Below are 11,997 nucleotides of genomic sequence, written 5' to 3'. Positions count from 1 at the left end.
CGAAAGGAACACCCCCGTCATGACCAACCCCTTCGAGAACCCCGACGGTACCTACCGGGTCCTGGCCAACGACGAGGGCCAGCACTCGCTGTGGCCCGACTTCACCGCCGTGCCCGCCGGCTGGACCACCGTCTTCGGCCCGGACAGCCGCACCGCCTGCCTTGAGTACGTCGAGCGCGAGTGGACCGACCTGCGCCCCAAGAGCCTCGTCCGGGCCATGGGCGAGTGACGCGGACGCAGCGGACGAAAGGGAACACGCACGTGAGCAGCGTCGACATGACGCAGGCGCCGTACTTCCCGGCGAGCGTCCGCGGCACGGTGCGGTACAGCGCCCGCACCCTGGCCCGGCTCGGCCATGTGGCCGCGGAACTGCTGGACCAGGCGGGCGACCGGGTCGACGACCCGGCGTGGGTGGCCCTCGCCCGGCACGCCTGGGAGGACATCCCCGCCGAAATGCGGCGCACCGTGAGGGAGTTCCGTAGGCATTCGGGGCCCGACGGCGCCCTCGTCCTCAGGAGGCTCCCCATCGGTGCCGCTGGCCTGCCGCCGACCCCGATGGTGAAGGACTCGGTCCAGCACGGCCCGTCCCTGACCGCGGCGATGCTGCTGCTGTTCGCGGCCGGGCTCGGCGACCCGGCCGCGTTCGCGGCGGAGAAGTCCGGCGCCCTCGTCCAGGACGTCGTGCCGGTGCCCGGTCAGGAGACGGTCCAGGGCAACGTCGGCTCGGTCGAACTCACCTTTCACACCGAGAACGCCTTCCACCCCCACCGCCCCGACTACGTCATGCTGCTGTGCCTGCGCCCCGACCACGAGGGCACGGCCGAACTGCGCACCAGTTGCGCCCGACGCGTCCTGCCGCTGCTGACACCCGGCACCCGGGAAGCGCTCGGAAGGCCCGAGTACGTCACCGAGGCCCCGCCGTCCTTCGGCCCGGTCGGCGAGGGCACCGCGCACGCCGTGCTCACTGGGGATTGGGACGACCCCGACTGGTGCTTCGACGAGGCGGCCACCAAGGCGGTGACCCCCGAGGGCCGGGCCGCCCTCGCCGAACTGGCCGAGGTGGCGCACCGCACGTACACCGGGCTGCTGCTTCATCCCGGCGACCTCGCGGTCGTCGACAACCGCATCACCCTGCACGGCCGTTCCGCGTTCACCCCGCGCTACGACGGCCGCGACCGCTGGCTCCAGCGGACCTTCGCCTTCAGCGACCTGCGCCGCTCCCGCGACCACCGTCCCGGTGACGGAACGGTGCTGGTCAAGTGACCCTTCAAGTGACGTCGGCCCGCGACGCGTTACGACAACCGTTGACATGAAAGGTACGTGCTGACATGACCGAGACCGACCGGACGCCCCTCGCGGTGTTCGAGCGTCACGAGTCGAACGTACGCAGCTACTGCCGCGACTTCCCGGTGGTCTTCGAACGAGCCGCCGGACACCATCTGTGGGACACCTCCGGACGCCGCTACGTCGACCTGCTGTGCGGGGCCGGCTCGCTCAACTACGGCCACAACCCACCCGCGATCGTCGAACGGATGACGGCCTACCTCACGGCCGGCGGCCCGGTGCAGTCGCTGGACCTGCATACCACGGCCAAGGCCGACTTTTTGGAGCGCTTCACCAGCCTGGTCCTGGAGCCGCGCGGCCTCGGCGACCACGTCGTCCAGTTCCCCGGACCGGCCGGAACGCTCGCCGTCGAGGCCGCCCTGAAACTGGCCCGCAAGGTCACCGGGCGCACCGAGGTGATCGCCTTCACCGGAGGCTTCCACGGCGCGTCCCTCGGCGCCCTCGCCGCCACGACCTCCCCGCTGCTGCGCGGCGCGGCGGGCGTGCCCCTGACCGACGTCACGATCCTCCCGTACGGCGACGCGGCTGAGCCCGATCCGTTCGCCGCCCTGGAACACGCCCTCCGCCCGGGCGCGGCGACACCCCCGCCCGCCGCGATCCTGCTGGAGACCGTCCAGGGCGAGGGCGGACTGCACACCGCGCCCCGCGCATGGCTGGCCAGAGTCCGGGAACTCGCCGACGCCAGGGGCACGTTGGTCATCGTGGACGACATCCAGGCGGGCTGCGGACGCACCGGTACCTTCTTCAGCTTCGAGGACGCCCCCGAACTCCGCCCCGACCTGGTCTGCCTGTCGAAGTCCCTCAGTGGTATGGGGCTGCCGATGGCGACACTGTTGATCCGCCGCGAGATCGATCAGTGGGCCCCCGGTGAGCACAACGGCACGTTCCGTGGCCACAACCTCGCCTTCGTGGCGGGCTCCGCGGCACTGGACCACTGGACCGACCCGCACTTCACCGACCACGCCGCCGAACTGACCGCCGCGATCCGCACCAGCCTCGCGGGCATCACCGACGCCCTCCCGGTGGGTGCCGTCGAAGTCGTCGGCAAGGGAGCGATGAGCGGACTGAGATTCCCCGCCCCCGGGACGGCCGAGCGGATACGGGAGGCTTTGTTCCGCGCCGGCATCGTCGCCGAGACCTCGGGGTCGGGGCACGTATTGAAGCTCCTGCCACCGCTGACGATCTCCCTCACCGAGTGGAAGGAAGTGGCGGTCACCTTGGGCGACACCGTCCAGGTACTCGCTACGGCGTAGTCGCCCGACGCCCTGGGGACGAGCCAAGCCGCGCGGCCGCGGCCTTCCCCCAGGGCCGGGGGTGCGTTCAGCCCAGAGCCGTGGAGACCGGCGCTCACCCGGGGGTGCCCCTATGACTTTGGTCAAGCGATCGGGGTTGGTGGTTCGTAGAGGGTGCTGTCGCGGAGCATTGCGAAGAGCACGTCGGCTCGGCGGCGGACGAGGCAGAGAATGGCCTGGGTGTGGTGCTTACCCTGGGTGATCTTCTTGATCTCCTGAAAGGCATCCTGGTCCGGCCGGTGACAGGCATCCGTCCGGCGCCCGTACGGCCCGCCACCACGAGTACGAGGCCCGCGCACCGATCCGCGGAGAGGCTTGCTGGAGCCCGGGAAGCGAAAGATGTCGCATCCCTGGACTCGAACAGACCGAAGGAGTCGATCTCCTCCAGCACTGCCCTTGACAAGGGATTAGGCCGTATGTCGCGGCCCTCGGCGAGTTCACAAGCCGTACCTGGACCGTGGCCGACCTCGTGCTGGTGCGCAGCAACCTGCCAACGTCCAGGGTGGCGGGCGAGCAGCCCCCTACGAAACGTTCGCCCGCTGGCCGCTCGGAGGGTCCGGTCAGGCTCGGTCCCGTGAACCCCGAAACCCGAAACCGGATCATGGCCGGTGCGCTTGTGCTGATGTTCGCCCTGGTCGCGGCGGCCGCGGCGCTCGGACAGTAGCCGTGACAGCCGCGCCGCAGGCCGAGTGCCGCCCCCGTCCCGACGACGATAGCGGCGCTGCGAACGAATACGGCTGCGACCGCTACCAGGCGAAGGCCTCCGGAGACGGGCCCGGGCCCGGGAAGATCTCGTCCAGCCCCGCCAGCAGCTCCTCGCTCAGATCCAACTCGGTGGCGCGCAGGGCGGATTCGAGCTGCTCCGCCGTGCGCGGGCCGACGATCGGGCCGGTCACACCGGGACGGGTGAGCAGCCAGGCCAGGGCGACCTCGCCGGGCTCCAGACCGTGCTTGTCGACCAGGTCCTCGTACGCCTGGATCTTCGCGCGTACGTCAGGGCCGGACATGTTGCCCGCGGCTAGCCCCTCGCTGCGCCGACCGCCCTCGACCTCCTTCTTCAGCACGCCGCCGAGCGCACCGCCGTGCAGCGGCGACCACGGGATGATGCCGAGGCCGTACTCCTGCGCGGCCGGTATGACCTCCATCTCGGCGCGGCGCTCGTAGAGGTTGTAGAGGCACTGCTCGCTCACGAGGCCGATGGTGCCGCCGCGGCGGGCGGCGATCTCGTTGGCCTGGGCGATCTTGTAGCCGGGGAAGTTGGAGGACCCGACGTACAGGATCTTGCCCTGCTGGACGAGGACGTCGATAGCCTGCCAGATCTCCTCGAACGGGGTATCCCGGTCGACGTGGTGGAACTGGTAGACATCGATGTGGTCGGTCTGCAGCCGCTTGAGCGACGCGTCGACGGCCCGCCGGATGTTCACGGCCGACAGCTTGTCGTGGTTGGGCCACGCCGCGCCGTCCGCGCCCATGTTGCCGTAGACCTTGGTGGCGAGGACGACCTTGTCGCGGCGCTCGCCGCCCTTGGCGAACCAGTTGCCAATTATGTCTTCGGTACGGCCCTTGTTCTCACCCAAGCCGTACACGTTCGCCGTGTCGAAGAAGTTGATGCCCGCGTCCAGCGCCGCGTCCATGATCGCGTGGCTGTCGGCCTCGTCGGTGTGCGGACCGAAGTTCATGGTGCCGAGGACGAGGCGGCTGACCTTGAGTCCCGTGCGTCCGAGCTGCGTGTACTTCATGGACTGCACGCTAGTCGCGTGGAGTGCGCTCTAGGCAAGCGCGCAACTCCACGTCCCGCACCGCAGTGACACACCCCTGCCACGCAACCGACGCCACTGGCCAGCACCTGCACCTCCTGCTTCAGCCGTCTGTGCCCCGCATAGACACCGCCGAATTCTCCAACCAGTGCTGTCGAAACCATGACTGTCACCCCTGCGCGTCGGGCAGCCGTGTTACCTGCTGGGCTGCGGCGAGTTCCTCGCGCGCCTGGTCGAGTTCGAGTGACAGCTCGGCTGTGGCACGCACGAGGGCGCGGACCCGCTCTCGTTCCGCGGCGAGGTCGGCCTTGGCCTTCGCCAGTGCGTCCCTCAATGCGGCGTTGTCCTCGGCCATGCGCTGGGCGACCTGTGGGGTGAAGTTCTGCGCCTTCGCCCGCGCCTTGAACTCGTCCACGAGGTCCTTGTGGTCGCCGTAGACGATGTCGCGCCGTAGCCCGCACTCGGCGATCAGCTCGGTCCCGGTGAGTTTGCCGGCCGCCGAGCGAAAGGGCGTGCCGGCCAGGAGACGCGTCGCGGCGGCTCGTATCGCCTCACGCTCCGCATCCCGGTCTCTGTTCCTGCGGGTCATGCCGCCTGACCGCCCGTCGTGTGTGCGGCTCCTGGCCGCGACGTCTCGTGCTGTTCGATCACCGCGAGGATCTGGCCAGCCTGTGCGGCGGCACGGTCCCGGTGCGGGCTCGGAGTCATCGAATCGCGTGCCTCCGCGACCAGGACGGGCAGGCGCATGCGGTGTTCGGCGATGTCTCGGTCGGTGTAGGCGAGGTTGACGCAGGTACTGCGGCAGAGCGATTCATCGGGTCCGTCGTCGGCGGGCAGCCCGAGCAGGAGCTTCTCCTTGCGGCATGCCGCGGTTTCCGCACGATGTACGCAGGTCATGGCTTCGCCGTGGTGGATGTCGGTGTCCGTCTGCGCCAGGAGGCGGCTCACACTGGCCTGTGCCCGCACGGTGCGGCCGAGGAACGCCGCGGCACCGGCGGTGCGGCGGCGGTACTCCGCGGCGGCCGGACCGCTGACGTGTTCGTGCTCCTCCTCCAGGCGGGTCCAGTCGTCCTCGTCGCCCGAACCTGAAGCCAAAGGCGCGATCCCTCAGGACCTGGGTCAGCACAGCTGCCGCCGCCCGCCGACGAGCGAGGCACGAGGACCACACCGCCGGGAGAACGACCCCGGCGCAGGAGCCGGACCCTCACGGCACACGATCCGTGAGCCGGGAGCTAGGAGGCGTGGTGGCCTGCCGGTTGGTCAGGACGTCGATGCCGCGATGCCCGGGGCGCTGGGCGAAGTCACCCAAGGCGACCATCTGTAGCGCCCCGTCCTGCACATCGGGTGCGGCCCATCAGGTCGTTGATCCACTCCAGCCGCACCGCGTGCACGATCCTCGACTTTTCGGATCGTCATCCTTGTGCAGGCGGCGAATTTCGCCCGTAGAGACTCGACCAACGGCCGCCGATGGGCCACATAGGCTGCCCCTCCGTCGTCGCCAACGTTGGCAGATCGCAGCGAGTAGCCCATCAGGGGAGATGGGTAGTCTGGGGTTGTCCTAACGGAGGTTGGCGGACACCAACAGGGACAATCCCGAACGGAAGGTGCGCCTGAGTTTCCTGGGGTGAGCGCGGCCCCTCGGTCCCGCCTGCCGGACGCCGGGGCGGCCCGGTCCCGGCGTGCCGTGACGCCTGCCCTTAATGCCCGTATTCTCATCATTGCCAGATTCTCTTCGGAGAAGCGGATTGTCGCGGGCGCGAGTGAGGCGAAGCGTGGTTCGATCCGGCGAGGAGCCCAGGCCGGCGGGGCGTGCGACGGAGGGCGCGGGGCCCGCCAGTCTTCGCGAGCTGTTCCTCCAGGGCGAGCCGGTCGAGACGGGTGTACGGACGTCGATCCTGAACTCCTGGCGACGCTCCCGGTCCCTCGGGCTGTCACCGGACACGTTCGACCTGCCCTACCGGGAGGACTTCGACCCGGGCGGCCGTATCGTCCGGGCGGCTGTGCCGGTGCTCGACCGGCTGCAGGCGACGTTCGCCGGCAGCCAGGTCAACATCTCGGTCGCCGACGCGAACGGGACGGTACTGCTGCGCCGCTTCGGGGATCCGGCGATGACCAGAAGCCTCCCGGCCATCCAGGTCGTCCCGGGGTTCGTGTTCGCCGAGCAGGTCGCCGGTACCAACGGCATCGGGCTGGCCCTGGCGGAGCGACAGCTCATCCGCGTCTACGGCGCCGAGCACTTCGCGGAGCGCTCCCAGCAGAGCGCCTGCGTCGCCCTGCCCGTCCGTGACCCGCTCAGCGGGCGCATCGAGGGCGTCCTGTGCCTCGGCTACCCCCGTGGCTTCGAGCGGCCCGCACTGGGCGTCGCCATCCGCCGGGCGGCCGAGAGCATCGAGCGGCGGCTGCTGGGACAGAGCTCCGCGCGCGAGCGGGCCTTGCTGCGGACGTACCTGGCCGCCGGAGCAGGAACGGCCGGTGCGCACCGCGGTGTGGCGTTGGACGTGCTGGCGAACGAGTTCCACCCCCGTGACCAGGCAATCCTCAGGGAGAAGGCCGCCGAGTTGATCTCCGGGGCGCGGTTGGGCGCCGCCGAGGTGACCCTGCCCGACGGCCGGCGGGTGACGCTGGTGAGCCGTCCGGTGGCGAGCGGTTCCGGTGTGCGGGGCATCGCGATCGAGGCCGTCCTGTCCGGCTCCCCGGCGGGGGAGCCGCCGGCCATACCGCACCAGATGGACGAGCTGTCCGGCCTTGCCGCCCTCGCCGTCCCGCTCTCCGTGCGCCCGGCACTCACCCTGCCGTCCGGACGCGTCGCCGCTCCCGCCGGCCCGGTCGTGACACCCGACGGGGGTGGCGGGAGAGACGGTGGCAGAACCGACTGGAGCGCCGCCGACGCCGCGAAGCCGGCCACGGCCGACAGCGCCCCGAGTACCTCGAAGCCGGCCACGGCGGACGGCGCCGTCGCGAACGCCCCGGAGCCCGCCCCCGCGGACGGCGCCGCTTCGAGCGGTCCGGAACCCGTCATGGCGGACGGGCGACGGCGCACCGCGGAGCCCGCTTCGGCCGACGGCGGCCAGGTACTCGCCGAGCCCGCCGCATCCGGCATCCCCCGTGCCCCCGCCGAGCCCGCCGCACCCGACGGCGCCAGGGCCTCCTCCGGCAACGCCAGGGCCCCCTCCGAACCCGCCGGTGAGCACTCCGAAGCGGCGTCCCCGGCCCGGGGGCTGGTGATGCTGGGAGAGCCGCAGGTGGGGGCCTATGCGCTGGCCGCCCGTCGGCGTCTGGAGCTGCTGTCCGAGGCCAGCAACCGCATCGGCACCACCCTGGACGTCCGCCGCACCGCCGAGGAACTGGCCGAGACCGCGGTCCCCGGACTGGCCGACTTCGTCACCATCGACCTGCCGGACGCCGTGGTGCGCGGCGAGGAGTCCGCCGACCCCCTCGCCGACCTGCGCCGCACCGTCGTCCACGGCATCCACGAGGGCCTGCCCTTCACGCCGCCGGGCAAGCGCATCGACTTCGGCCCGACCGCGCCCCAGCTGCGCTGCCTCAGCAGCGGCGAGGCCGTGCTGGAGCCGGACCTGAAGGCCGCCGCGGGCTGGCTCTCCCAGGACCCCGAGCACACCGAGCGCCTGCTGGCCCACGTCCACTCCCTCATCGCGGTGCCCCTGGTCGCCCGCGGTGTCGTCCTGGGCGTCGCCGCCTTCTACCGCGCCGGAAGTCCCTTCGGGGACGACGACCGCTCCCTGGCACAGGAACTCGCCTCCCGCGCCGCCCTGTCCATCGACAACGCGCGGCGCTACACCCATGAGCGCACCATGGTCCTGGCTCTCCAGCGCAGGCTCCTCCCGCACGGCCTGCCCGACCAGGACGCCGTCGAAGTGGCCCATCGCTATCTGCCCGCCGAATCCGACGTGGGCGGCGACTGGTACGACGTCATCCCTCTGTCCGGCGCCCGCGTCGGCCTCCTCGTCGGCGATGTCGTGGGCCACGGCATGCTCTCCGCGGCCACCATGGGCCGGCTGCGCACCGCCGCCCGCAGTTTCGCCGAGCTCGACTTCCCACCGGAGGAGGTCCTCACCCACCTGGACAATCTCGTGGGCCGTCTGGACCGGGAGGACCCGGACGGCAAGGGCGCCGGTGTCATCGGTGCGACCTGCCTGTACGCCGTCTACGACCCGACCGTGCAGCGCTGCCTGATGGCCCGCGCCGGACACCCGCCCCCCGCGCTCGTCCGTCCCGACGGCACCGTGACCTATCCCGACCTCCCCGCCGGGCCCCCCCTCGGCCTCGGCGGCCTGCCCTTCGACGCCGTCGAGGTGGACCTGCCCGCGGGCAGTCAGGTGGTCCTGTACACCGACGGGCTCATCGAGGACCGGCACCGCGACGTCGACCTGGTCCTGGAGCAGTTGCGCGAGGCCCTGGCCCATCCCGAGCGGGCCCCCGCAGAGACCTGCCAGGCGGTCCTGGACACCGTGGCACCCGCCCACCCGCACGACGACATCGCCCTGCTCGTCGCCCGTGTGCACGCCCTCGACACCGACCGGATCGCGACCTGGGAGCTGTCCGCCGACCCGGCCCTCGTCCGAGAGGTCCGGGCGTCCGCCATGCGGTGGCTGTCCGACCGGGGGCTCGACGAGACCGCGTTCGCCGTGGAGCTGATCCTCAGCGAGCTGATCACCAACGCCGTCCGGCACGGCGCCGGACCCATCCGGGTGCGGCTGCTCCACCGAAGGACCCTGATCTGCGAGGTCTCCGACGCGAGCAACACCGCGCCGCGCCTGCGCCGGGCCGCCAGTACGGACGAGGGCGGGCGCGGTCTGTTCCTCGTGGCGCAGCTCTCGCAGAGCTGGGGCACGCGCTACCTGGCCGAGGGCAAGGTCATCTGGGCCGAGTGCGGGGTCGACGCGGCGTGAGGCGAAGTGATGCGGCGTGACGCTACCGGCCCGCCCGGGCGGCGCGCCGGAGAATGTCCGAAATGCTGTAATTTGATCGGGTGCGCGATGCTCCCGACACACCCCCGAAGGCGGCTTCGCCCTTCGGGCCGGAACCCCTTGTCCGGATCCGCGGACTCGGCAAGCGGTTCGGCGGCACCGTCGCGCTGGCCGGAGCCGACCTCGACGTCCGCCCCGGCAGCGTCCTCGCCCTGCTCGGGCCCAACGGCGCCGGGAAGTCCACGCTCATCAAGATCCTCGCCGGGGTCCACCGCGCCGACGCGGGGCAGGTCACCGTCGCCGGGAAGCTCCTCGGCAGCCCCACCGCCACCCGGAGCATGTCGTTCATCCACCAGGACCTCGGTCTCGTGGAGTGGATGACGGTGGCCGAGAACATCGCCCTGACCACCGGGTACGGGCGCCGGACCGGGCTGATCTCCTGGCGGCGCACCCGCGCGCGCTGCGTCGAGGCGCTGCGGGTCGTCGCCGCCCACCTCGATCCGGACGCGCCGGTCTCCGGCCTGCCGCCGGCCGACCGCTCGCTGGTCGCGATCGCCCGGGCCCTGGCGGCCCGCGCGCGGCTCATCGTCCTCGACGAGCCGACCGCCCGCCTGCCCGCCGCGGACTGCGCCCGGCTCTTCCGCGTCCTGCACGACCTGCGCGACCGCGGACACGCGATCCTCTACGTCAGCCACCGCCTGGACGAGGTGTACCGGGTCGCCGACACCTTCGTCGTCCTGCGGGACGGCCGCGTCGTCAGCCACGGCCGGCTCGCCGGCCACAGTCCCGAACGCCTGGTCCGCGACATCGTCGGCGAGACGGACGAGCCGGCCCCCCACCGCCCCACCGGGACCCCGGCCGGCGCACCCCCCGTCCTGGCCCTCGACGGGGTGCGCACCGCCCGGGCCGGACCCGTCCACCTGGAGCTCGCGCCCGGGGAGGTCCTCGGCCTGGTCGGACTGTCCGACGCCGGGCACATGGACCTGGGCCGCGCCCTCGCCGGGGCCGGGCCCCTGCTGGGCGGGCGGGCCCTGCTGGACGGGCGGCCGTACCGTCCCCGTTCGGTCGCCGAGGCCGTCGGTCTCCGGGTCGGGCTCGTGCCGGGCGACCGGCTGCGGGAGGGCTGTCTCGCCGAGCTGACCGTGCGGGAGAACCTCCTGGCCAACCCCCGCGCGGGAGGCCCGCCGGCCCCGCGCTGGATCGGCCCCCGTGGCGAACGGGCCCGGGCCGCCGCCCTGATGGAACGCTTCTCGGTGCGCCCCCGCGACACCGAGACGCCCATCGCCACGCTCTCCGGCGGCAACCAGCAGAAGGTCATGATCGGCCGCTGGCTGCGGACGGACCTGCGGCTGCTCATCCTGGAGGAGCCGACCGCGAGCGTCGACGTCGGAGCCAAGGCCGCGATCCACCGCCTGCTCCACGAGGCGCTGGAGGCGGGTCTCGCGGTGCTGCTGCTGTCCACCGACTTCGAGGAGGTGGCGAGCGTGTGCCGGCGCACGCTGGTCTTCGTGCGCGGAACCGTGACGGCCGAACTGAGCGGCCCCGCCCTCACCGTCGCCGGACTCACCCGGGCGGCCTCGGCCATGCCCCCGTCCACGGACGGGCACCCGTGACGCCGCAGCCCCGGCCCCGCAGCCGCCCGGGCGGCCACCACATCGGCGCCTACGGCCTGCTTGTCCTCACGGCCCTGCTCTACCTGGTCTTCTCCCTCGCCCTGCCCGACACCTTCCCCACGCTGGACACCGTCGACTCGATCCTGTCCAACCAGTCGATCCCGGCCGTCCTCGCGCTCGCCGCCATGGTGCCCGTCGTCACCGGCGCCTTCGATCTCTCCATCGGCTACGGCCTCGGCCTGGCCCATGTGATGGTGCTGCAGCTCGTCGTGAACGAGGGCTGGCCCTGGCCGCTCGCCTGTCTCGCCGTGCTCGCCGGAGGACTGGTCGTGGGCGTTCTCAACGGCGTCGTCGTCGAGTTCGGCCGGATCGACTCCTTCATCGCCACCCTCGGCACCGGCAGCATGATGTACGCCGTGACCGGCTGGATCACCGACGGCGGCCGGATCGTCCCCGGCCCGCAGGGCCTGCCGCCCGCGTTCACCGACCTCTACGACTCCTCGTTCCTCGGCCTGCCGGTCCCCGCCTTCTACGTGCTCGCCCTCGCGGCCGTGCTCTGGCTGGTGCTGGAACGGCTGCCGCTCGGCCGCTACCTGTACGTCGTCGGGTCGAACCCGCGCGCGGCCGACCTCGTGGGCATCCCGACCCGCCGTTACACGGTCTACGCGTTCGCCGCCTCGGGCCTGATCGTCGGCTTCGCCGGTGTGCTGCTCGCCGCCCAGCAGCAGATCGGCAACCCGAGCGTGGGCCTCGACTACCTGCTGCCCGCCTTCGTCGGCGCCCTCCTCGGCTCCACGGCGATCAAACCCGGGCGGCCCAACGCCCTCGGCACCGTGGTCGCCGTCGCCGTCCTCGCCGTCGGCCTCACCGGCATCGCCCAACTGGGCGCCGAGTTCTGGACGGTCCCGCTGTTCAACGGCGGCACCCTGCTCATCGCCGTGGGCCTGGCCGGATACGCCGCCCGCCGCCGGCTGCGCGGCGGCGCCGCCCGCGACACACCCGCCGCGCCGCCCCCGTCCGCCCCGGCGCCGGGTGGCGGCACGGCCCCGCCCTGACCCCTCCC

General features: G+C 72.1%; 9 protein-coding genes and 2 pseudogenes. 7 read left to right on the top strand and 4 right to left on the bottom strand.

What is annotated here, in order from left to right:
• The first annotated feature begins 19 nt into the window (after positions 1-19).
• The 3 genes from HDC93_RS18365 (at position 20) to HDC93_RS18355 (ending at position 2,597) form a co-directional block, all read left to right on the top strand.
• Positions 20-229 carry an MbtH family protein gene (locus tag HDC93_RS18365; protein WP_152173466.1) on the top strand — a complete coding sequence of 70 codons (210 nt, stop codon included), beginning with the start codon at positions 20-22 and terminating at the stop codon, positions 227-229.
• 32 nt (positions 230-261) lie between these two features.
• Positions 262-1,263, top strand: coding sequence for a TauD/TfdA family dioxygenase (locus tag HDC93_RS18360; protein WP_185011978.1), 1,002 nt, complete (start codon positions 262-264; stop codon positions 1,261-1,263).
• A gap of 65 nt (positions 1,264-1,328) precedes the next feature.
• On the top strand, positions 1,329-2,597 hold the full coding sequence (locus tag HDC93_RS18355; protein ID WP_185011977.1) for a diaminobutyrate--2-oxoglutarate transaminase: 1,269 nt from the start codon (positions 1,329-1,331) through the stop codon (positions 2,595-2,597).
• Between the two features lie 122 nt (positions 2,598-2,719).
• Here the strand turns inward: HDC93_RS18355 and HDC93_RS38500 are convergent.
• Positions 2,720-2,845 (bottom strand): annotated as a pseudogene (locus HDC93_RS38500) (IS110 family transposase); the annotation flags it as partial.
• Between the two features lie 197 nt (positions 2,846-3,042).
• Between HDC93_RS38500 and HDC93_RS38495 the strand changes: the two are divergent.
• A pseudogene (locus tag HDC93_RS38495) lies at positions 3,043-3,197 on the top strand (RNA 2',3'-cyclic phosphodiesterase); the annotation flags it as partial.
• Positions 3,198-3,382: 185 nt separating this feature from the next.
• Here HDC93_RS38495 and HDC93_RS18350 read toward each other — a convergent pair.
• From HDC93_RS18350 to HDC93_RS18340, 3 genes are all read right to left on the bottom strand, one after another.
• The gene (locus HDC93_RS18350) at positions 3,383-4,375 is read right to left on the bottom strand and encodes an aldo/keto reductase (protein ID WP_185011976.1); all 993 of its coding nucleotides are present in this window, start codon (positions 4,373-4,375) and stop codon (positions 3,383-3,385) included.
• A 187-nt stretch (positions 4,376-4,562) separates the two neighbouring features.
• Entirely contained in the window at positions 4,563-4,982 is a 420-nt protein-coding gene (locus HDC93_RS18345; protein WP_185011975.1) for a hypothetical protein, read from the bottom strand.
• Complete coding sequence (locus tag HDC93_RS18340; protein WP_185011974.1) at positions 4,979-5,488, bottom strand: hypothetical protein; 510 nt, start codon at positions 5,486-5,488, stop codon at positions 4,979-4,981. Before HDC93_RS18340 ends, HDC93_RS18345 begins: the two co-directional genes overlap by 4 nt.
• A gap of 677 nt (positions 5,489-6,165) precedes the next feature.
• Here HDC93_RS18340 and HDC93_RS18335 point away from each other — a divergent pair.
• From HDC93_RS18335 to HDC93_RS18325, 3 genes are all read left to right on the top strand, one after another.
• A complete protein-coding gene (locus HDC93_RS18335; RefSeq protein ID WP_185011973.1) occupies positions 6,166-9,303 on the top strand; it encodes a SpoIIE family protein phosphatase in 3,138 nt (1,045 codons plus the stop codon).
• A gap of 80 nt (positions 9,304-9,383) precedes the next feature.
• Entirely contained in the window at positions 9,384-10,934 is a 1,551-nt protein-coding gene (locus tag HDC93_RS18330; RefSeq protein ID WP_185011972.1) for a sugar ABC transporter ATP-binding protein, read from the top strand.
• Positions 10,931-11,989: an ABC transporter permease gene (locus HDC93_RS18325; RefSeq protein WP_185011971.1), complete on the top strand. Its 1,059-nt coding sequence runs from the start codon at positions 10,931-10,933 to the stop codon at positions 11,987-11,989. Before HDC93_RS18330 ends, HDC93_RS18325 begins: the two co-directional genes overlap by 4 nt.
• Positions 11,990-11,997 lie beyond the last annotated feature (8 nt).

Source organism: Streptomyces sp. AK010 (assembly GCF_014207295.1).
Lineage (GTDB): Bacteria > Actinomycetota > Actinomycetes > Streptomycetales > Streptomycetaceae > Streptomyces > Streptomyces massasporeus.
This window is presented reverse-complemented; position numbering and strand designations above follow the sequence as displayed.